Origin of the sequence: Acidocella sp. MX-AZ02 (assembly GCF_000306035.1) — a bacterium.
Classification (GTDB): Bacteria; Pseudomonadota; Alphaproteobacteria; order Acetobacterales; family Acetobacteraceae; genus Acidocella; species Acidocella facilis.
The window spans coordinates 998,035-1,017,659 of the sequence record NZ_JH976207.1; the positions used below are offsets into that span (position 1 = coordinate 998,035).

Annotated in this window: 18 protein-coding genes; 10 read left to right on the forward strand and 8 right to left on the reverse strand. The window is 65.9% G+C overall.

What is annotated here, in order from left to right:
* The 4 genes from MXAZACID_RS04945 to MXAZACID_RS04960 form a co-directional block, all read left to right on the forward strand.
* Window positions 1-219, forward strand: a 219-nt coding sequence (locus MXAZACID_RS04945; protein ID WP_008493022.1) for a TOBE domain-containing protein, incomplete at its 5' end; no start/stop codon positions are given.
* A gap of 8 nt (window positions 220-227) precedes the next feature.
* A complete protein-coding gene (locus MXAZACID_RS04950; protein WP_008493023.1) occupies window positions 228-1,148 on the forward strand; it encodes an ABC transporter permease in 921 nt (306 codons plus the stop codon).
* Between the two features lie 5 nt (window positions 1,149-1,153).
* The gene (locus tag MXAZACID_RS04955; RefSeq protein WP_008493025.1) at window positions 1,154-1,996 is read left to right on the forward strand and encodes an ABC transporter permease; all 843 of its coding nucleotides are present in this window, start codon (window positions 1,154-1,156) and stop codon (window positions 1,994-1,996) included.
* Window positions 1,996-2,772 carry an NAD(P)-dependent oxidoreductase gene (locus tag MXAZACID_RS04960; protein ID WP_008493026.1) on the forward strand — a complete coding sequence of 259 codons (777 nt, stop codon included), beginning with the start codon at window positions 1,996-1,998 and terminating at the stop codon, window positions 2,770-2,772. Before MXAZACID_RS04955 ends, MXAZACID_RS04960 begins: the two co-directional genes overlap by 1 nt.
* Window positions 2,773-2,781: 9 nt before the next feature.
* Here the strand turns inward: MXAZACID_RS04960 and MXAZACID_RS04965 are convergent, their stop codons facing one another.
* A complete protein-coding gene (locus MXAZACID_RS04965; protein WP_008493027.1) occupies window positions 2,782-4,398 on the reverse strand; it encodes an acyl-CoA dehydrogenase family protein in 1,617 nt (538 codons plus the stop codon).
* A 30-nt stretch (window positions 4,399-4,428) separates the two neighbouring features.
* Between MXAZACID_RS04965 and MXAZACID_RS19165 the strand changes: the two genes are divergently transcribed.
* Window positions 4,429-4,704, forward strand: coding sequence for a hypothetical protein (locus MXAZACID_RS19165; RefSeq protein WP_168118390.1), 276 nt, complete (start codon window positions 4,429-4,431; stop codon window positions 4,702-4,704).
* A gap of 159 nt (window positions 4,705-4,863) precedes the next feature.
* Here MXAZACID_RS19165 and MXAZACID_RS04975 read toward each other — a convergent pair whose 3' ends face one another.
* From MXAZACID_RS04975 to MXAZACID_RS04985, 3 genes are all read right to left on the reverse strand, one after another.
* Window positions 4,864-6,102, reverse strand: a complete 1,239-nt coding sequence (locus MXAZACID_RS04975; RefSeq protein WP_039885005.1) for an MFS transporter — start codon at window positions 6,100-6,102, stop codon at window positions 4,864-4,866.
* 186 nt (window positions 6,103-6,288) lie between these two features.
* Window positions 6,289-7,848: a cisplatin damage response ATP-dependent DNA ligase gene (locus tag MXAZACID_RS04980; RefSeq protein WP_008493030.1), complete on the reverse strand. Its 1,560-nt coding sequence runs from the start codon at window positions 7,846-7,848 to the stop codon at window positions 6,289-6,291.
* Window positions 7,845-8,873 (reverse strand): ligase-associated DNA damage response exonuclease, encoded by a 1,029-nt coding sequence (locus MXAZACID_RS04985; protein WP_008493031.1) that lies wholly within the window; start codon window positions 8,871-8,873, stop codon window positions 7,845-7,847. Before MXAZACID_RS04985 ends, MXAZACID_RS04980 begins: the two co-directional genes overlap by 4 nt.
* Before the next feature lie 21 nt (window positions 8,874-8,894).
* Between MXAZACID_RS04985 and MXAZACID_RS04990 the strand changes: the two genes are divergently transcribed.
* From MXAZACID_RS04990 to MXAZACID_RS05010, 5 genes are all read left to right on the forward strand, one after another.
* Window positions 8,895-11,363 carry a ligase-associated DNA damage response DEXH box helicase gene (locus MXAZACID_RS04990; protein WP_008493032.1) on the forward strand — a complete coding sequence of 823 codons (2,469 nt, stop codon included), beginning with the start codon at window positions 8,895-8,897 and terminating at the stop codon, window positions 11,361-11,363.
* Complete coding sequence (gene pdeM / locus MXAZACID_RS04995) at window positions 11,360-12,058, forward strand: ligase-associated DNA damage response endonuclease PdeM (protein ID WP_008493033.1); 699 nt, start codon at window positions 11,360-11,362, stop codon at window positions 12,056-12,058. The genes MXAZACID_RS04990 and pdeM overlap by 4 nt, the downstream gene beginning before the upstream one ends.
* A gap of 27 nt (window positions 12,059-12,085) precedes the next feature.
* A complete protein-coding gene (locus tag MXAZACID_RS05000) occupies window positions 12,086-13,489 on the forward strand; it encodes a deoxyribodipyrimidine photo-lyase (RefSeq protein WP_008493034.1) in 1,404 nt (467 codons plus the stop codon).
* Window positions 13,490-13,521: 32 nt separating this feature from the next.
* Window positions 13,522-14,244, forward strand: coding sequence for a metallophosphoesterase (locus tag MXAZACID_RS05005; RefSeq protein WP_240376534.1), 723 nt, complete (start codon window positions 13,522-13,524; stop codon window positions 14,242-14,244).
* Window positions 14,245-14,322: 78 nt separating this feature from the next.
* A complete protein-coding gene (locus MXAZACID_RS05010; protein WP_008493038.1) occupies window positions 14,323-14,811 on the forward strand; it encodes a DUF421 domain-containing protein in 489 nt (162 codons plus the stop codon).
* 179 nt (window positions 14,812-14,990) lie between these two features.
* On the opposite strand, the gene MXAZACID_RS05015 is transcribed toward MXAZACID_RS05010, so the two are convergent.
* The 4 genes from MXAZACID_RS05015 to MXAZACID_RS05030 are packed head-to-tail and all read right to left on the reverse strand — an operon-like array spanning window position 14,991 to window position 19,606.
* Window positions 14,991-15,629, reverse strand: coding sequence for an MBL fold metallo-hydrolase (locus MXAZACID_RS05015; protein WP_008493039.1), 639 nt, complete (start codon window positions 15,627-15,629; stop codon window positions 14,991-14,993).
* Window positions 15,626-17,551: a threonine--tRNA ligase gene (thrS, locus tag MXAZACID_RS05020; RefSeq protein WP_008493040.1), complete on the reverse strand. Its 1,926-nt coding sequence runs from the start codon at window positions 17,549-17,551 to the stop codon at window positions 15,626-15,628. Before thrS ends, MXAZACID_RS05015 begins: the two co-directional genes overlap by 4 nt.
* Window positions 17,552-17,588: 37 nt before the next feature.
* Complete coding sequence (locus MXAZACID_RS05025) at window positions 17,589-18,473, reverse strand: glycosyltransferase family 9 protein (RefSeq protein ID WP_008493041.1); 885 nt, start codon at window positions 18,471-18,473, stop codon at window positions 17,589-17,591.
* The gene (locus tag MXAZACID_RS05030; RefSeq protein WP_008493042.1) at window positions 18,470-19,606 is read right to left on the reverse strand and encodes a glycosyltransferase family 4 protein; all 1,137 of its coding nucleotides are present in this window, start codon (window positions 19,604-19,606) and stop codon (window positions 18,470-18,472) included. Before MXAZACID_RS05030 ends, MXAZACID_RS05025 begins: the two co-directional genes overlap by 4 nt.
* Between the last annotated feature and the right edge of the window lie 19 nt (window positions 19,607-19,625).

Genomic DNA, 19,625 nt, shown 5'->3' on the forward strand with positions numbered 1-19,625 from the left:
GCGCTGCGCCCGGAGGATCTGACCCCCTCCACTGACGGGCCGATCGCCGCCTCGGTGATCTCCGCCGAATATCGCGGCCGGGATTTCTACGGCCTGGCCCGCACCCAGGATGGCATGGAGCTTTGGTTCCGCTCCGATATCCCGGTGCAGCCGGGCGAGGCGCTGCGCCTGGGCGCGCCGGCCGAGCGTGTGCTGGTCTATCCCGCGAGGGCGGCATGAGTGCGGCCATGGAACGCGCCCCCCTCACCGCCCCCGCCGCGCCCGACCATGTGAGCCTGTCCCAGCGTCTGGCCCGCCGCGGACTGGATGTGACGACGCTGCTGCTGATGCCAGCGCTTTTGTTCGTGCTGGCGCTGTTCGTCTATCCGGCGCTCTATGGTTTCTGGCTCTCCCTGCACCCGATGAACGCCAATGGCGTGTTCGGCTTTGGCAACTACATCGTCTTTTTCAGCGACCGTTACGTCTATGGCACCATCTTCACCACGCTGGAGCTGGCGGTGCCGGTGACGCTGGTGAATATCGCGCTTTCCGTGCCGATCGCCTTGCGGGTGCGGCATCTGCGCAAGCAGCGGCTGCTGACCACCATCCTCATCATTCCGGTGACGCTGGGCACGGTGCTCACCGCGCAGGGGATGCTGAATTTCTACGGGCCGCTCGGCTGGTTCAACCGGATTCTGATGACCCTGCATGTCATCGATGCGCCGGTGCGGCTGGTGCATAATTTCACCGGCGTGTTCCTCTCGCAGATCGTCAGCGGCTTTCCCTTCTGCTTCATGCTGATCCTGTCTTATGTCAGCGGCATCGATCCGTCGCTGGAACAGGCGGCGTCGATGCTCGGCGCCGGGCCGGCGGCGCGCTTCCGGCATATTCTGCTGCCGCTGCTGGGGGCTGGGCTGGCGATCACCTTCTGCCTTGCCTTCGTGCAGGCCTTCTCGGTGTTTCCCTCGGCGGTGCTGGTGGGCTCGCCCTCCGGCCCCACCCGCGTCATCGCCATCGCCGCCTATCACGCGGCCTATGAACAATATGATTATTCGATGGGCTCGGCCATCGCCATCATCATGGGACTGGTGCAGATCATCGTCGTCGCCATCGTGATGAAGGCCAGTGCGGCCCTCTATCGCGGCCCGGCAGCGGGCGGCAAAGGGTGAAACACATGAAAATCGAAAGCGAAATCGCGGGCAAGCTCTGGCGCATCGCCATCTGGGCGCTGGTGGGCTTCTTCATCATCAACCTGACCGGCATCATTCTCAGCGTGGTGGTGGATAGTCTCGGCACCTCCTGGTTCGCCACCTGGCTGCCAAACGGCTTCACCACCAGCTGGTACAGCGAATCCTGGAGCAGCTTCCAGCTCGGCGGCGTGCTGGTGGTGACGCTGGAAGTGGCCGGCGCGGTGCTGATCGGCTCCGCCCTGCTCGGCGTGCCGGCGGCCTACGCGCTGGCGCGGCGGGATTTCCCCGGCAAGAAGCTGGTGATGCTGCTGTTCGTGCTGCCGCTGATCATCCCGCCCTTCACCTACGGCATTCCGCTCGCCTCGGTGCTGTATCAGTTCGGCCTCGGCGGCACCCTCACCGGCGTCATTCTCGCCAACCTGATGCCGAGCGTGCCCTTCGTGATCTTCATCCTGGTGCCGTTCATCGAGCAGATCGACCCCAGGGTGGAGGCGGCGGCGCGGGTCTTCGGCGCCGGCACCTGGGCCTTGTTCCGCACGGTGATGGTGCCGCTGCTGCTGCCCGGCATCCTGGCGGCCCTGGTGCTGGTGCTGGTGCGCACCATCGGCCTGTTCGAGCTCACCTTCCTCACCGCCGGGCCGGGCAACCAGACGCTGGTTGTGGCGCTCTATTACTCGGTGTTCGCGGCCGGCATGCGCGCCAACCAGACGATCGACGCGATGGCGGTGATCTATATGGTCACCAGCCTGGTCTGCCTGATCATCGCGCTGCGCTTCGTCGATCCCACCCAGATCGTCGGGCGCTCCAAGAAATCGGCGGCGCATTGATGGCCGGGCCCAAACTCACCCTCACCGGGGCCGGCGGCGCGCTGGGCCTGGTGCTGCGCCCGCGCCTGATCGCCCGGGGGGCGGTGCTCACCGCCGCCGGGCATCGCCTGCCGGCCCCTGTCTCGCCCGAGGAGCGGGTGCTGGGTGGCGATCTGCGCGAGGATGCGGTGGTGGATGCGGCGCTGGCCGGGGCTGACGCGGTGATCCATCTCGCCGGCAGCTCGGTCGAGAAGCCGCTGGCGGAGATCATCCAGAATAATCTGGTCGCGCTGCAGCGCCTCTATGAGGGGGCGCGGCGGCACCAGGTGAAGCGGATCGTCTTCGCCTCCTCCAACCATACGATCGGCATGTACCCGGCCGGGCAGCGCTTGACCCTGGCCGACAAGGTCCGCCCGGACGGCAATTATGGCCTCTCCAAGGTCTGGGGCGAGGCGATGGGGCAGCTTTATTTCGACAAGTTCGGGATCGAGACGGTCTCGCTGCGGATCGGCAGCGCCATCGAGCGGCCGATCGAGCCGCGCCATCTCTCCACCTGGCTGGGCTATGACGATCTGGAGGATCTGGTCTGGCGCGCCGCCACGGTGCCGGATGTCGGCTGCCTCACGGTCTGGGGTGTTTCCGCCAATACCCGGTCCTGGTGGGACAATGCCGAAGCCGCCGCGCTGGGCTATGCGCCGAAGCAGAATGCCGAGGATTATGCCGAGGCGATTTTGCGCGGACATGATCCGGGCTGGCGCTTCCAGGGCGGCAGCTTCGCCCTCGCGGACGTGACCTGAAGGCTCCCCTCACCCCGACATGCGCCGCATGATCGGGGTGAAATCGACCCCGGCCGGCAAGGTGCCGAGCGCCTGCCCGCCATCCCCGCCCAGCCTCGTCGCGCAATAGGCGTCGGCCACGAAGCCGGGGGCGTGGCGCAGCAGCAGGCTGGCGGCCAGGGCCAGGGCAAGCTGCTCGGTCAAGCGCCGGGCGTGGCGCGCCTCAAAGGCCGGCAGCGGGGTGGCGAGCCAGGCATCCAGCGCCTTGTTGGCGCCCTTGGCCTTGCCGATTTCGTCGCGCAGCAGCGCCAGCCCCTCCGGTTGGCGGGAGAGCGCGCGCAACACATCCAGGCAGATGACATTGCCGGAGCCCTCCCACAGCCCGTTCAGCGGCGCGTCCCGGTAGAGCCGGGCGATGTCATGCTCTTCGATAAAGCCATTGCCGCCATGGCATTCCAGCGCCTCGGCCACCACCATGGGGGCGCGTTTACAGATAAAATATTTGGCGATCGGCGCCAGGCACCGGACCAATATCTGCTCGCTTTCGTCCCGGCTGGCGGCATCCAGAGCCGCCGCCGCCCGCATCGCCAGCCACATTGCCGCCTCGGCCTCCAGCGCCAGATCCGCCAGCACATTCGCCATCGCCGGCTGGGCGGCGAGATCAGCCCCAAAGGCGCTGCGATGCGCGGCGTGGTGCGCCGCCAGCCGCACCGCCTGGCGCATCTGCCCGGCGCTGCCCAGCGCGCATTCCAGCCGGGTCAGATGCGCCATCTCCAGAATGGTCGCGATGCCGCGCCCCTCCACCCCGACAATCCTGGCCTCCAGCCCCCGGAACTCGACCTCCGCCGAGGCGTTGGAGCGGTTGCCGCATTTATCCTTCAATCTTTGCAAGGCCAGGAAATTGCGCCCGCCCGCATCGCGCCAGCCTTGGGCCAGAAAGCAGGTCGGCCCGGCCGGGGTGCGCGCCAGGGTGAGGAACAGATCCGCCACCGGCACGGAGAAGAACCATTTATGCCCGGTGAGCTCGTACATATCCCCGCCCTGATGGGTGGCCTGGGTCTGCACCTGGCGCAGATCGGAGCCGCCTTGTTTCTCCGTCATCGCCATGGCCACGGTCAGCGCCGCCTTCTGCGCCGGCGGCAGGGGGCGGGGATCGTAGCCGGGAGACAAGATGCCCGGCTGGAACCGCGCCAGCAGCGCCGGGGCATGGCGCAAGGCAGCCAGGGAGGCGAATGTCATCGCCGCCGGGCACCCGACCCCGGCCTCGCCCTGCGCCCAGAGATAAGACAGCGCCGCGCGCGCCACATGGGCGCCGGGGCGCTGGTCGGTCCAGCCCAGCGCATGCACCTCATCCGCGCGGACCATGCCCATCAGCTCATGCCAGGCCGGGTGGAAGGCCACCTGGTCAATCCGGTGCCCGTAACGGTCATGGGTCCGCAATTCCGGCGTGAAGCGGTTGGCCTGCCGGGCCAGCTCCAGCACCCGGGCCGCCCCCACATGCCAGCCGCAGGCGCAAAGCCGTGGCGCCGCCCAGCCGCCGCCATAGGTTTTCACGGCGTCGCGCAGCGCCTCATCATTTGTCCAGGCGTTGAAATCCTCCAAGGGCGGGGGCTGGTTCAGCACCTCGTGCGTGGGCGCGCCTTGCATGGTGTCCTCCAGGCTTTGGCTCCAGCTTATATGTTTTCAGGCCCCTGGTCACATCATAATCGTCACATCATAATCGCCCGCGGGCGGCTCCAAATTCAGGTGCCGCCACTGCGGCGCCGTTCAAAAATTGCCTTGCTGCTGGCGCTGCATTTGCTGCTCGTGCGCCTGCCTCTTCTGGCGCTTTTTCAGCTCATGACCCGCGATGCAGCCGCCGACAGCCCCAAGCACGGCATGATGGCCGGCATAATGCCCGGCAACGGCCCCCACGGCCGCGCCGGACACGCATCCGGCGGCGAAGGCCGGTGAGGACCCGATGATGGCGAGAAGGGGGACTACGAAAATGAGACGCTTCAAGACAGACTCCGTGAATTCGCGCCGGACCACTCCGACGCCACCTCACAATCAAACCAGCAAATGGCGAAAAATGGGCGATCGTCGGTCGCGATTATGGAGGAGGCCTCGCGCTCAGGGGTCAAAGCTGTGGTCGCAAGCAGGCCTTAGCTGGCGGGCGAAGCCGATCCAGAGCGCCAGCGAGACCAACGCGAACCCCCCTAATATTGTAAACATCGTGGGATATCCCAGAGCCTCGGCGATCCATCCGCCGATCGCCGGGCTTAAGGCGGCGCCGATGCCTTGAACCGTCATCACCGCCCCCTGGCCGACATTCACCCGGCCGGTGCCATTGAGGATGCGCGCCACCAGGCCAGGGACCGCGACGCTTTGCAAGCCGGCGCCGATGCCATCCAGCATCTGCACCGGATAAACGCCCCAGGCGACGATGAGGTGCGCGGCGACGATCCCCCGGATGGGCAAAGAGACAAATGAGAGAAGCAGCAAAAGCCAATAGCCGCGTTTATCCACCAGCCGCATGGCGAAAATCGACGCGAGGATCATCACAGCCTGGGCGACGACAACCGTCTGCGCCACGAAGATCGTCGGGTTTCCCTGCCTGGCGCCCACCACCGCAAGCCCGTAAAGCGGCAACATCGCGGCGTTGCCCAAATGGAAGCAGGCGAGCGAGGCCGCCAGGATCAAGAGCGGCTTCGTCCGCAACAGAACTTGCAGACCACTTGCGTGGCCGTCGTGGCCTGTTGCGCTGGTCAGCCCCCGGGCGGCCTCATGGTCGATCGCCCTGGCGGGAATCATCAACACCGAAATGATCGACAATACGCCAAATGCGCCCGCCAAAGCGAGAACGGCGGGAAACCCATAGAGCCAGCCCAGCAAACCAGACAGGCCCGCGCCGACCATGTTCCCCGCATGATTGAATGCCTGGTTGCGGGCATTTTGGTGAGGAAAGCCGGTTTGGTGCACGATGCCGAGGGTGAGCCCGGTGACCGCCGGGCCAATCGCCGCCCCGGCGATCGCCGTTGCCACCTGCGAGGCGGCAATCATCCAAAATTCCTGCGAGAGAAGGATGAGGCTGGAAGCGGCAACGGTGCAGATGCCGGTGAGGACGATCAAGAGTCTCTTGCGGTGCGTCGCATCGACCAACGCACCAGCCGGCGCCGTCATCACCATCCCCGCGAGACCGCCAAATGTCATCACCGTGCCGATCGGCCCGCTTGTCCAATGATGCGCGAGCAGGAACACGCTCAGGAATGGCCCGATTCCGGCCTGCATGTCGGCCATGAAGAAATTCAGAGCCTGTAGCGGCCAAATTTCCAACCGCACGCGGTTTGTCTTATTCCCCGGATTTATCATCACATCCCGCTGGCGGTCGAGTAGAGCCTTACGGATCTGGGCGCGGGCTGGGCTGATGACAATATATGAGCCCGCCAAATGGCTAGAGCAACATCCGATCAAACGGACTCGTTTGATCGGATAAAGTTGCTCGCTCGAAAAAAAAGCTAGAGCGTGTTCCGTGCACCAACGGGAACGGAATACGCTCTAGATCAGCTTGCGCAGGCTCTCCAGCCGGTCCGCCTCCTCGGCCGGCTTGTCCGTGCGCAGGCGCAATATGCGCGGGAAGCGCAGCGCGATGCCGGATTTATGCCGGGTGGAGAGCTGGGCGGCGTCGAACCCCAGCTCGAAGACCAGCTTTTTCTCCACCTCCCGCACCGGGCCGAAGCGGGCGATGGTATGGGCGCGGATCCATTTATCGATGAAATTCAGCTCCTCGTCCGTATAGCCGGAATAGGCTTTCGCCACCGGCACCAGCTCGCCCGCCTCGGTCCAGACACCGAATGTGTAGTCCGAATAGAAAGAGGAGCGTTTGCCGTGGCCGCGCTGGGCATACATCAGCACCGCATCCAGGCTCAGCGGGGCGCGCTTCCATTTCCACCACAGCCCCTTGGGCCGCCCGGCGAGGTAGGGCGCATCGCCGCGCTTGAGCATCAGCCCCTCGCTGGCCTCGTCCCGGGCGGCGTCGCGCAGTGTCGCCAGCTCGTCGATGCTGGTGAAGGGGATCAAGGGTGAGAGCCGCATCGCGGCGGGTCTGGTGGCGGCGAACCAGGCCTCCAGCCGGGCGCGGCGGGCATCGAAGGGCAGCGCGCGCAGATCCTCGGTGGCCTCGAACAGCAGATCATAGAGCATGATCCCGACCGGGAATTTTTGCTGCAAGGCGGGTGTGGTGGTTTTGCGGTTGAGGCGTTGCTGCAGGTCTGAGAAGGGCGCGATTTCGCCGTCCCGGATCACCAGCAGCTCGCCATCCAGCACCGCATGGAAATCAAGCGCCTCCAGCAGTTCCGGGAAGGACGCCGAAATATCCTCGGCGGCGCGCGAATAGAGCCGCTTGCCGGTCGGGGTGGCGACGATCTGCACCCGGATGCCGTCATATTTCTGCTCGGCGCGGAATTCCCGCCAGTCGGTGCGGGCGATGTCCTCTGCCTCCACCGGATGCGCCAGCATCACCGGGCGGAAGACCGGGGCCTCACCGGGCGTGGGGCGCGGCCCCCTGCCCTCCAGCCAGGCGAACAGGCTGGTATATGGCGGGGCGAGGCCGTGCCAGATCTCCTCGATCTCATTCACATCCACCAGCCCCATCTCCGCCAAGGCGAGCTTGGCCAGCCGCAAGGAGGCGCCGACGCGCAGCCCGCCGGTGAGCAGTTTGATGAGGGCCAGCCGTGTGGAGGGATCGCAGCGGTCCAGCCAGCCTTCGATGAGGCCGGGGATTTCAGTGCGCTTGGCGTTTCGTAGCGCTTCGATAACAGCGGGCAGATCGGGCGCGTCGTCGCCCTGGGCGGGCCAGATCAGCGCGATGGTCTCGGCCAGATCGCCGACGAAATCGTAGGATAGCGAAAACAGCTCGGCATCGGTGCGGGTGGCGGCCAGCTCCTTCAGCGTCGCGGATTTCGCACCGGGGAAATCCAGCGCGCCGGCGATGGCGGCGAGCGCATAGCCGCGCTCCGGGTCCGGCCGGCTGGCGAAATAGGCGCGCAGCAGGGCGATCTTGGTGTTGCGGCCGGGGGCGAAGAGCAGCCGCTCCAGCAGCTCGGCAAACGCCTTCATTCGCCCTCTTCTTCCCCATAGCCCACCAGCGACAGCGCCCGGGCGCGGATCTGGCGCAGGGCGCAGGCGCGGATCAGCGCCTCCTCGGCGCCATGGGTCACCCAGATTTCCGGGGCCTGCACCTCGGCGATGGTGGCCAGCAGATCGTCCCAATCGGCATGGTCGGAGATGATCAGCGGCAGTTCGATGCCGGACGCCTTGGCGCGCTGGCGCACCCGCATCCAGCCCGAGGCCTGGGCCACCACCGGGTCTTCCAGCCGCCGCCCCCAGCGCTCGCCGACCGCCGAGGGCGGGGCCAGCACCATCGCGCCTTTCAGCTGCGCCTTTTGCGCCATTGTCGCCGGGCGCAGATCGCCCAACGGTACGCCGAGGCTCTCATAAAGCGCGCAGAGATTGGCATGCGCCCCGTGCAGATAGATCGGCGCATCGAACCCCTGCTGGCGCAGCATGGCGATCAGGCGCTGGGATTTGCCGAGCGAATAAGCGCCGATGACATGCGTGCGATCAGGGAAAAGCGCATGCGAGCGCAGGAGTTTCTCGATCTCCTTGGCCGGGTCCGGATGGCGGAAGACCGGCAGGCCGAACGTGGCTTCGGTGACGAAGACATCGCAGCGCACCGGCTCGAAGGGCGCGCAGGTCGGGTCCGGCTGGCGCTTATAATCGCCGGAGACGACGGCGCGGCTACCGGCATGGTCGAGCACGATCTGCGCCGAGCCTAACACATGTCCCGCCGGAACCAGTTTTATGTTAACATCGTTAATTTGGAGCGTCTCGCCATAGGGCAGAGCCTGTTGCGTGGCTCCTGCCCGCTCCGCGCCCATCCGGGTGCGCATGATGGCGAGTGTCTCGGGCGTGGCCAGTACATGGTCGTGGCCGGGGCGGGCATGGTCCGAATGGCCATGGGTGACGATGGCCCGCGGCACCGCCCGTAGCGGGTCGATATAAAAATCGCCCGGCAGGCAATAGAGCCCGGCCGGGGTCGGCTTCAGCCAGCGTTCCGGATGTGGGGTGTTGGAACAAAGCATGAAAACACCATATGGTGGCTTATGGCCTCTCTGCCAGAGCGATTTGAAAAATGGTTCGCCGCCAAGGGCTGGCGCCTGCGCGCCCACCAGGCCGAGATGCTGGACGCGGCCCAGGAGGGCGCGGATGCGCTGCTGATCGCCCCCACCGGGGCTGGCAAGACGCTGGCCGGGTTTCTGCCCAGCCTGGTTGCGCTGGCGGCGCGGCCGCGTGAGGGGCTGCACACGCTCTATGTCAGCCCGCTGAAGGCGCTGGGCACGGATATTGCCCGCAATCTGCAAATCCCGGTGGCGGAGATGGGCTTGTCCGTCTCCATCGAGACCCGCAGCGGCGACACCCCGGCCAATCGCCGCGCCCGGCAGAAGGAGATGGCGCCGAATATTCTGCTGACCACCCCGGAATCGCTGCTGCTGCTGCTCTCGCAGGAAAATAGCGGGGTGTATTTCAAGGGTCTGGCCTGCGTGGTGGTAGATGAGATCCATGCCCTGGCCGGGACCAAGCGGGGGGATCAGCTGGCTTTGTGTCTCTCACGGCTGCGCGCCCTCTCGGCCACGCGAATCGTCGGGCTTTCGGCCACGGTGGCGCATCCTGAGGCGATGCGCCGGTTCGTGGGGCCGGAAGCGCGGCTGGTACAGGCCAAGGAGGGGGCGGCGCCCGAGATCACGTTAGCGCTGCCCGAGACCGAAATCCCCTGGTCGGGCCATATGGGGCTGAAATCGGCAGAGCTGGTGCTGCGGAAAATCGCCCAGGCGAAGATGAGCATCGTCTTCGTCAATACCCGCGCCCAGGCGGAGCTGCTGTTTGCGGAAATCTGGCGGCATAATGAGGAAAACCTGCCGATCGCCATCCATCATGGCAGTCTGGACATCGCCCAGCGCCGCAAGGTGGAGGCGGCGATGGCGGAGGGGAAGTTGCGCGGTGTCATCGCCACCTCCTCGCTGGATCTCGGCATCGATTGGGGCGGGGTGGATCAGGTGCTGCAGATCGGCGCGCCGAAGGGGGTATCGCGGCTGCTGCAGCGCCTGGGCCGGGCCAATCACCGGCTGGACGAACCCTCCCGCGCCGTGCTGGTGCCGGCCAACCGGTTCGAGGTGCTGGAATGCGAGGCGGCGATGGCCGGCGTGGCCGAAGCGGCTCTGGATGGCGATCCGCCCCGCCCTGGCGGGCTGGATGTGCTGGCCCAGCATGTTCTGGGCATGGCCTGCGCGGGGAAATTTCACCCGGATGATCTCTATCGCGAGGTGGTCTCTGCCGCGCCCTATGAGGATTTATCCCGGCCGGACTTCGATGCGGTGCTGGGCTTCGTCGAGGATGGCGGCTACGCGCTCGCCGCCTATGAGCGCTATCGCAAATTGTTCCGGGATTCAGAGGGGTTTGTCTATCCGGCCAACGCCAAAGTGGTGCAGCAATTCCGGATGAATATCGGCACCATCGTCGAGGCGCCGCTGATCAAGATCCGGCTGCTGGGGCGGCGTGGCGGGGGCTTTGGCGCGGCCTTGGGCGAGGTGGAGGAATATTTCGTCAATCAGCTCGTCCCTGGCGACAGCTTCATGTTTGCCGGGCGGGTGTTGAAATTCATCCGCCTGCGGGAAAACGCGGCGGAGGTGGTGGAAGCCCCTGGCAAGGAGCCGAAAGTGCCGGCTTATGCCGGGGCCAGGCTGCCGCTCACCACCAATCTCGCGGCGCGGGTAAGGGCGATGCTGCATGACCCGGGCTGCTGGGGTGCCTTTCCGGAACAGGTGCGGGACTGGCTGGCGCTGCAGAGGCGCCGCTCCCGCCTGCCCGGGCCGAACGGGTTGCTGGTGGAGACATTCCCGCGCGCCGGGCGCTGGTTCATGGTGGTCTATGCCTTCGAGGGGCGCAACGCGCACCAGACTTTGGGCCTGTTGCTGACCAAGCGGATGGAGCGCGCCGGCTTCGCGCCGATCGGCTTTGTCGCGTCCGATTATGTGCTGGCGATCTGGTCCGCTTATCGCCCGGAAAAGATCGAGCAGCTGTTTCATGAGGATCTGCTGGGCGATGATCTGGAGGAATGGATGGAGACCAGCTCGCTGCTGCGCCGCGCCTTCCGGCAAGTGGCGGTGATTGCCGGGTTGATCCCGCGCCAGCTCCCAGGGGTTGAGAAGAACCGCCGCCAGGTGACGGTGAATTCAGACCTGATCTATGACGTGCTGCGCCGCCACCAGCCTGACCATATTCTGCTGCGCGCCACCCGGGCGGATGCGGCGCATGGGCTGATCGATCTCTCCCGCATCGCCGCCCTGCTGGCGCGGGCGAAGGGGCGGATCACCCATATGGCGCTCTCCCGAGTCTCGCCCTTGGCGGTGCCGGTGCTGCTGGAGATTGGCCGCGAACATGTGCAGGGCGAGGCCGAGGAACTGCTGCTGGCCGAGGCGCAGGCGCTGATCGCCGAAGCTGGTGAGGATGAGAATGTTCATGGAAATTTTATCCATGGTCCGAAAGGACAGAATATGCTCTTTGACCATACATGACCGCCGCACCGATTCATTTCCGCAACGAACGTTTGATGCTCGACCCCTCCGGTGCCGCTTTCTGGCCCGCCAAGCGGGTGCTGATCGTCGCCGACCTGCATTTCGAGAAATCCTCCTCGCTGGCCGCCCGCGGGGCGCTGCTGCCGCCTTTCGATACGCGCGCCACATTGGAGCGGCTGACCAGGCTGGTGCGGCTCTACCGCCCCTCCCGGCTGATCGCGCTGGGGGACAGCTTCCATGACACGCAGGGCCATGCCCGGCTCTCCAAGGATGACCGCACGCGGCTGGAGGCGATCGGCCGGGAGGCGCAGATCATCTGGATCGCCGGTAATCACGATGCCACCCCGCATGATCTGCCGGGGCAATGCGTGGCCGAGCATCGGGAAGGCCCGTTCGTGTTCCGCCACCAGGCGCAGCCCCTGCTGGGGTTGCGGGAGATCGAGCTTTCCGGGCATTTCCACCCGAAAGCCAGCATCGAGTCGCGGGCCAAGCGGGTCTCGCGGCCCTGCTTCGTCTCCGATGGCAGCACCAGGCTGATCCTGCCGGCCTTCGGTGCGCTCACCGGCGGGCTGGATGTGCGCGAGGCGCCGATTGCCCGGCTGTTCCCGCGCGGCTTGCGGGTGTTCATGCTGGGCCAGGAGCAGCTTTATTCTTTCGCGCTGGAGCAGCTGGGGCGGCTCGCCGAGGTGGCGTAAACGCCTCACGCGCCTATATTCACCCGCATGACCAATCTTGTCTGGTTCCGTAACGATCTGCGCCTTGCCGATAACCCGGCCCTGCACGCCGCCGCCGCGGCCGGCGATGTCATTCTGCTCTATATCCTCGATGAGCGCGCCGGCGGGGCGAGCCGCTGGTGGCTGCATCATTCACTGAGCGCGCTGGGGGCGGAGATCGCCGCGCGCGGCGGGCGGCTGGTGCTGCGCCGGGGCGATGCAACGGAGATCATCACGGGGCTGGTGAAGGCGCACAAGGTTGCGGCGGTGCATGTGGCGCGCGCCTATGAGCCGGCTTGGCGCGAAGCGGACCGGGCGCTGGATGCGGCGCTGAAAAGGCTGGATTGCGGGCTGCACCGGCATCTTTCCACCTCGCTGTTTCACCCGGAGCGGATCACCACCAAGGCCGGCGGGATGTACGGCGTCTACACGCCTTTCTCGAAAGCCTGCCAGGAGGCCGGGGTGCCGGAGACGCTGCTGCCGGTGCCCAGCGCCCTGCTCGGGCCGAAGATCGAAAGCGAGGATCTGGCCGATTGGGGGCTGCTGCCGATCAGGCCGGACTGGGCTGGCGGGATGCGGGCGGAATGGACGCCCGGCGAAGCGGGGGCGAAGGCGCGGCTGGAGGCGTTTCTGGCCGGGCCGGTGCAGGATTACGCCACCGCCCGCGACATACCCGGCCGCCATGGCACCTCGAAACTCTCCCCGCATGCGCATTTTGGCGAGATCTCGCCACGTTATGTCTGGCACCGGGCGCGCGCGGCGGGTGCTGGCGAGGGGGTGGAGACCTTCCTGAAGGAGCTGCTCTGGCGGGAATTCTCGATCAATCTGCTCTGGCAGCATCCGGACCTGCGCCGCGAGCCGATCCGCAGGGAGTTCAAGGATTTCCCCTGGGAGACCAACCGCGACAGGCTGACCGCCTGGCAGACGGGCAAGACCGGGATTCCCATCGTCGATGCCGGGATGCGCGAGCTCTGGATCACCGGCTGGATGCATAACCGGGTGCGGATGATCTGCGCCTCCTATCTGGTGAAGCATCTGCTGATCCCCTGGCAGGCCGGCGAGGCCTGGTTCTGGGATACGCTATGCGAGGCGGATGAGGCGGCGAATGGCGCCTCCTGGCAATGGGTGGCGGGGTGCGGGGCGGATGCCGCGCCTTATTTCCGGGTCTTCAACCCGGTGCTGCAGGGGCAGAAATTCGATGGCGACGGCGCCTATGTGCGCCGCTTCCTGCCGGCGCTGAAGCGGTTGCCGGACAAATATATCCACGCCCCCTGGGAGGCGCCGCCTGAGATTTTGGCGGCGTGCGGGGTGAAGCTGGGGAGTAATTATCCGCAGCCGCTGGTGAAGCCGGCGGAGGGGCGGGATAAGGCGCTGGCCGCCTATGCGAGGTTGAAAGGCGGGAGGCCAGCGTAAGCCCTTGCCAGAGGTCGCGGAACAACCCATCTTTGAGTTGTAATGTTACCTTTTATTTCAACGCGTTGCTGGTCCATGCGATGATCCCCAACGGACGCGGACTGCGCATTGTCGGCGATGTGCATGGCGATTCCCGCGCCTTCGCGGCGGCGGCGCAGACGGATCGGTTCATCATCCAGCTCGGCGATCTCGTCGATGACGGGCCGGATACCCCCGGCGCGCTGCGGATCATGTTCGAGATTTTGGACGAGAAGCGTGGGCTGTTCCTGCTCGGCAATCATGATTTCAAGCTCGGGCGGGCGCTGCGGGGGGATCGGGTGCGCGGCGAGCCGACGGCAAAGACCATGGCCATTCTGCCGGACGAGCTGCGGGAGCGCACGCGCGAGGAGATTTTGCGCGCGCCGGTCTGGCTGCAATCGGGAAAGCTGTTTTTCGTGCATGGCGGGTTTCATCCGGCGATGCTGGAGCAGCCCCCCGGCCCCTTCCCGCCCGGCCGGCCGGAGCCGCTCTGGGCGCGCGCTCTCTATGGCCAGACCAGCGGCCGGGTGAGCAGCGGCGGCAAGCCGGAGCGGCTGCTGCGCTGGGTGGATGATCTGCCCGCGGGCATCACCGCCTATGTCGGGCACGACCAGCGCTCGACCGACGGGCGGCCTTATATCCGCCACGGGCGCAAGGGCGGCATGGCGGTGTTTCTGGATACCGGGGCGGGCAAAGGCGGGCATCTCTCCTGGATGGATATCGACCCCCTGCCCTGAGCCGGCCCTCGGCGGCGCAGAGGCGGGCTTGAACCGCTGGCGCCGCGCCCGACATCTTCACCGAAAGGATGCGGGCGGATGCAGGCATGGCACGCGCTGGTGGGTGACGGGGCGACGCGGATTCTCTGGTGGCAGATGAGTTTGCGCGCGGTGATCGTGCTGGTCTATGGGCTGGCGGCGATCCGGCTGCTGGGGCGGCGCGCCTTTGGGCGGCAGAGTCCGCTGGATATCGTCATCGCCATCGTCATCGGCTCCAGCCTCAGCCGCGCCCTAACCGGCAATGCCAAGCTGATCGACACGCTGGTGGCGACGACGGTGTTTCTGCTGCTCTACTGGGCGTTGGACCATCTGGCGGCGCGTTGGCCGGTTTTGGGCCGGGTGGTGAAAGGCAGGCCGATCCCGCTGATCGAGAATGGCAGGATGCGCGGTGGGAATATGCGGGCCAGCGCGGTGACGCCGCATGATATCGAGGAGGCGGCGCGTTGTGCCGGGCATGAGGGGTTGGGGGCGCTGGAAACGGCGATGCTGGAGCGCAACGGCCAGATCAGCACGATCGCAAAAAAATAAGAGTTTTTTGGTGCCGCCGGCGCGCCGATGAGGAAGCAGCTTTGCTGCTGTCTCTGAATCGGCCCGCCCAGCGCAACTCAAAAAAGCGGCGAAAAACGCCGGGGTGTATGCACCGCTGGTGCCAACACCCCAAACGTCTCTTGGCCCTTTTTGAAAAAAGGGCCAAACCCCAAAAACTTTTATTCGTTTAAGTAGGGATTGGTTTCACGTTCGGCGCCAATCGTCGAACCAGGGCCGTGGCCGCACAGAAACCCGAAACTGTCCGGCAGCACCAAAAGCTCGCGCTTGATCGAGGCGATCAGCTGCGCATGGTCGCCGTAATCACCGAAATCCGTGCGCCCGACCGAGCCCTTGAACAACACATCGCCGAGAATGCCGAATTGCAGCGCCTTGTTCAGGAACACCATATGGCCGGGCGTATGGCCGGGGCAGTGACGGACCTCGAAATCCGCGCCGCCGAGCTTGATCACATCCCCCGCCCGCAGCCAGCGATCCGGCGTGCAGTCCCGCGCCTTGATGCCGTAGCGCGCCCCCTGCTCGGCCAGGCCATCGAGCAGGAATTTATCCTCGATGCCGGGGCCGATGATGCGCACATCCAGCTTTTCCGCCAGCTCCATCGCCCCGCCCGCATGGTCGATATGGCCATGGGTGAGGAAAATCTCGGTGATGGAGAGGCCGAGCTTGGTGATCTGTTCGGTGATGTAGGGCACATCCCCGCCCGGGTCGATCACCGCGCCGATCTTGGTTTCGTCATCCCAGGCCAGGGCGCAATTCTGCTGAAAGGCGGTGACGGGGATGATACCGATTTTGAAGCTCATGAGCGAAGATCCGGGGCGGTGGCTTCGGCTTTCAACAGGGCCACCGCTTCATCGAGCCCCAGGATTTCCTGCGCGGCACCGCCGAGGCGGCGCAGCGCCACCTTGCGCTCCTCCGCCTCCTTGCGCCCGACCACCAGAATGTTGGGCACATGGTGCAGCGAATGGTCGCGGATTTTCGCCTGGATCTTCTGGTTGCTGGTATCCAGCTCCACCGAAAGCCCAGCGGCGCGCAGCGCCTGCGCGACTTCGGCGGCATAGTCATCCGCATCGGAGACGATGGTGGCGACGACGGCCTGGGTCGGGGCCAGCCAGAGCGGGAAGCGCCCGGCATATTGCTCGATCAGGATGCCGAGAAACCGCTCAAAGCTGCCGATGATCGCGCGATGCAGCATCACCGGGCGGGCGCGGCTGCTCTCGGAGGTGACATATTCCGCGTCCAGCCGCTCGGGCAGCACGAAATCCACCTGGATGGTGCCGCATTGCCAGTCCCGCCCGATCGCATCGCGCAGCACGAATTCCAGCTTCGGCCCGTAGAAGGCGCCCTCGCCGGGGTTCAGCGTGTATTCCACCCCGGCCTTTTCGCAGGCGGCCTTCAGCGCGCCTTCGGCACGGTCCCAGACATCGTCGGCGCCGGCGCGAACCTCCGGGCGGTCGGAGAATTTGACCGTGAAGCTCTCGAAGCCGAAATCCTTGTAGACGCTCTCCAGCAGGGCGACGAATTTCACCGTCTCGTCGGCGATCTGGTCTTCCATGCAGAAGATATGCGCATCGTCCTGGGTGAAGGCGCGCACGCGCATGATGCCGTGCAGCGCGCCCGAGGGCTCGTAGCGATGGCAGGCGCCGAATTCGGCCATGCGGATCGGCAGCTCCTTGTAAGAGCGCAGGCCCTGGTTGAAGATCTGCACATGGCAGGGGCAGTTCATCGGCTTCAGCGCGAGGGTGGTGTCCTCCTCCGCCACTTCCGCGATGAACATGTTCTTGCGGTATTTGTCCCAATGGCCGGAAAGCTCCCACAGCTTGCGGTCGACCAGCTGCGGCGTTCGCACTTCCTCATAGCCCCCCGCTTCCTGGCGGCGGCGGATATAGGCCTCCACCGTGCGGTAGAGCTTCCAGCCTTTCGGGTGCCAGAAGATGGAGCCGGTGGCCTCTTCCTGGATATGGAACAGATCCATCTCGCGGCCGATCTTGCGGTGGTCGCGCTTTTCCGCCTCTTCGAGCTGGGTGAGGTAGGCGTCCAGCTCCTTATTGTCGCGCCAGGCGGTGCCGTAGATGCGGCTCAGCATCGGGTTTTTGGAATCACCGCGCCAATAGGCGCCGGCGGTCTTCATCAGCTTGAAGCCGCTGCCGATATCGCCGGTGGAGCGCATATGCGGACCACGGCAAAGGTCCAGCCATTCGCCCTGGCGGTAGATCGTGATGGTCTCGCTCTCCGGCAGGTCGCGGATCAGCTCGGCCTTGAAGCGCTCGCCACGGGCCTCGAAGAATTTGATCGCCTCGTCGCGGTCCCATTCCTCGCGCACAAAGCCAGCATTGCGGCCGATGATCTCGCGCATCTTGGCCTCGATCGCCGGCAAATCGGCCGGGGTGAAGGGCTCGTTGCGGTAGAAATCGTAATAGAAGCCGTTTTCGATGGAGGGGCCGATGGTGACCTGGGTGCCAGGAAACAGCTCCTGCACCGCTTCGGCCAGCACATGGGCGGCATCGTGGCGGATCATCTCCAAAGCCGCCTCATCCTTGCGGGTGATGAATTTCACCGCGCTGTCCTCGGCGATCTCGCGGGAGAGGTCCATCTGCTTGCCGTTCACCTCCATCGCCAGCGCAGCGCGGGCCAGGCCCGGGCCGATGGCGGCGGCGATATTGGTGCCGGTCACCGCGCCGTCGAAGGAACGAACGGAACCGTCGGGCAGGGTGATGGCAGGCATAGGCGTCTTCCTAAATATAATGAAACGTCGCGGCGGGTTATGGCAGCAGGGCCAGCACTTGCGCAACCGGCAGCTCTTGCAGGGAGGGGGCGCGGGCAATGGCGGGCCAGCCGCCATCAGGATAGCGCGGCGCGGTGCGGGCGGGCGCGGAGGCGGCGGAGAAGAGCGAGAGGCACGGCGTGCCGAGCGCGGCGGCGAGATGCATCGGCCCGGTATCGTTGCCGATGGCCAAGCTGGCGCGCCGGAACACCGCAGCGAGCTGGAAGAAATCCGTGCGGCCGGTGAGGTCGATGCCGCCAATGGTCTGGGCCAGGGGTTTTTCGCCGGCGGTGCCGACGATGACGCACGGGGACGGCAAAGCGGCGGCGAGCTCGCGGAATTTCTCCGCCGGGAAGCGTTTTTCCGGGCGGTGCGGGGCGGCGCCCGGCACCAGCACCACGTAGTCCGGCGGCAGATCGAAGCCAGAGATGTCACCGGTCAGCCATGACAAATCCGGGGCCGGCAAAGGGGGCGGGATGCCGGCCAGGCCGAGCTGCTGCTCCAGCCGCTCGCGGCTATGCAGGGTTTCACGGTTGGCGGCATCCGGAAAAGCGCAGCCGCGTGCGATGCCGGACCAGGAAGGGCGGCCGGCCAGGGCGAAATAACGGGTGGAGCGGCCGGAGGTTTGCAGGTCATAGACCATGTCGAACCCGGCGAGCTGGCGTTTGAGCCGCAGCAAGGCGGGGAGCTGCCACCAATCCGGCTTGGCGTCGATCTCGATCTTGTCGAACCAGGGGCTGGCGCCGAGCAGCCCGGCATAGGGCCTGGTGGTGAGCAGGGTGATCTCATCGCCCGCATGGCGGGCACGGATGGCGGCGAAGGCGGCGAAACTCAGCACGATATCGCCAAAGGCGCCATGGCGGATGACGAGGATGCGGCTCATCCCAGCAGCTCGGCATAGAGATGGAGATAGCGCGTCTGCATCGCTTCCAGCGAGAAACGCTGCCCCACCGCCTCGCGGGCGCGCTGGCCGAAGGCGAGGCGCAGCTCCGCATCGCCCTCCAGGATCGCGTCGAACAAGGCGGCCAGGGCGGTGTCGTCGCCGGGCGGGAAGAGGAAGCCGGTGACATCGGGCTCGATCGTCTCATGCGCGCCGCCATGGCCGGCGGCGACGACGATTTTGCCCATCGCCTGCGCCTCGATGATGGTGCGGCCGAAGGCTTCCGGCTCGGTGGAGCAATTCACCACGATATCGGCCAGTTTCAGCGCGGCGGGCATGTCTTCCACATGCCCGGCCAAACGCAGCCGGCCGCCGACGCCGAGCCGGTTGGCGAGATCCAGCAGCTCCTGGGTGTATTTATGCCGGCCCTGATCCGAGCCGATGAGAATGCCCACCGCCTCCTGGTGCTGCATCTTCGCCAGGGCGCGGATGAACAGACGCTGGCCCTTCCAGCCGGTGAGCCGGCCGGGGAGCAAGATGGCGGGCTGGCCGTTCTCGATCCGCCATTCCTTGGCGAGGCGGACGGCGCGGTCCCCACGCACCGCGGCGGGGTCGAATTTCTGCAGATCGACACCGTTATGGATGACACGGAGTTTTGCAGGATCAATCTTGTAGCGGGATTTAATGAGATCCGAGATGAACTCACTCACCGCCACCACCCGGGCCCCGGACGCCATCACCTGGTTGTAGCGCTTCTTCAGCTTGCTCTTTTCGCCATAGGAGCCGTGATAGGTGGTGACGAAGGGGATATCGAGCGCCCGCGCCGCGCGGAAGGCCGCCCAGGCCGGGGCGCGGGAATGGGCATGCACGAGATCGACATGGTTTTCCCGCATCACGGCGCGCAGCTTTCGCCCGTTGCGCCATATCTTTAAAGGATTTTTGGACGCGACCGGCAGATGGATCAGCTCCGCACCGGCGCGCAGGGCGAGGTTGGAAAGCGGCCCATCCTCGGCCACAATGATCGAGCGATGGCCGCAGAGATGCACCGCCTGGGCGATTTCGATGGCCACCCGCTCCGCGCCGCCGGCATCGAGCTTGGGGAGCAGCTGGAGAATCGTGCGCGGGCGGTCAATCATGGCTGCGCGCTACCAGGGT

Excerpts from the sequence above, each read along its gene's own strand:
- MXAZACID_RS05030 (WP_008493042.1), bottom strand. The coding sequence starts at position 19,606 with ATGATTGACCGCCCGCGCACGATTCTCCAGCTGCTCCCCAAGCTCGAT.
- MXAZACID_RS05015 (WP_008493039.1), bottom strand. The coding sequence starts at position 15,629 with ATGAGCTTCAAAATCGGTATCATCCCCGTCACCGCCTTTCAGCAGAAT.
- MXAZACID_RS19165 (WP_168118390.1), top strand. The coding sequence starts at position 4,429 with ATGTTTTCAGGCCCCTGGTCACATCATAATCGTCACATCATAATCGCC.
- MXAZACID_RS05010 (WP_008493038.1), top strand. The coding sequence starts at position 14,323 with ATGCAGGCATGGCACGCGCTGGTGGGTGACGGGGCGACGCGGATTCTC.
- pdeM (WP_008493033.1), top strand. The coding sequence starts at position 11,360 with ATGACCGCCGCACCGATTCATTTCCGCAACGAACGTTTGATGCTCGAC.
- MXAZACID_RS04980 (WP_008493030.1), bottom strand. The coding sequence starts at position 7,848 with ATGAAGGCGTTTGCCGAGCTGCTGGAGCGGCTGCTCTTCGCCCCCGGC.
- MXAZACID_RS04955 (WP_008493025.1), top strand. The coding sequence starts at position 1,154 with ATGAAAATCGAAAGCGAAATCGCGGGCAAGCTCTGGCGCATCGCCATC.
- MXAZACID_RS05000 (WP_008493034.1), top strand. The coding sequence starts at position 12,086 with ATGACCAATCTTGTCTGGTTCCGTAACGATCTGCGCCTTGCCGATAAC.
- MXAZACID_RS04950 (WP_008493023.1), top strand. The coding sequence starts at position 228 with ATGGAACGCGCCCCCCTCACCGCCCCCGCCGCGCCCGACCATGTGAGC.
- MXAZACID_RS04990 (WP_008493032.1), top strand. The coding sequence starts at position 8,895 with ATGGCCTCTCTGCCAGAGCGATTTGAAAAATGGTTCGCCGCCAAGGGC.
- MXAZACID_RS05025 (WP_008493041.1), bottom strand. The coding sequence starts at position 18,473 with ATGAGCCGCATCCTCGTCATCCGCCATGGCGCCTTTGGCGATATCGTG.
- MXAZACID_RS04975 (WP_039885005.1), bottom strand. The coding sequence starts at position 6,102 with ATGATAAATCCGGGGAATAAGACAAACCGCGTGCGGTTGGAAATTTGG.
- MXAZACID_RS04985 (WP_008493031.1), bottom strand. The coding sequence starts at position 8,873 with ATGCTTTGTTCCAACACCCCACATCCGGAACGCTGGCTGAAGCCGACC.
- MXAZACID_RS04965 (WP_008493027.1), bottom strand. The coding sequence starts at position 4,398 with ATGCAAGGCGCGCCCACGCACGAGGTGCTGAACCAGCCCCCGCCCTTG.
- MXAZACID_RS04960 (WP_008493026.1), top strand. The coding sequence starts at position 1,996 with ATGGCCGGGCCCAAACTCACCCTCACCGGGGCCGGCGGCGCGCTGGGC.
- thrS (WP_008493040.1), bottom strand. The coding sequence starts at position 17,551 with ATGCCTGCCATCACCCTGCCCGACGGTTCCGTTCGTTCCTTCGACGGC.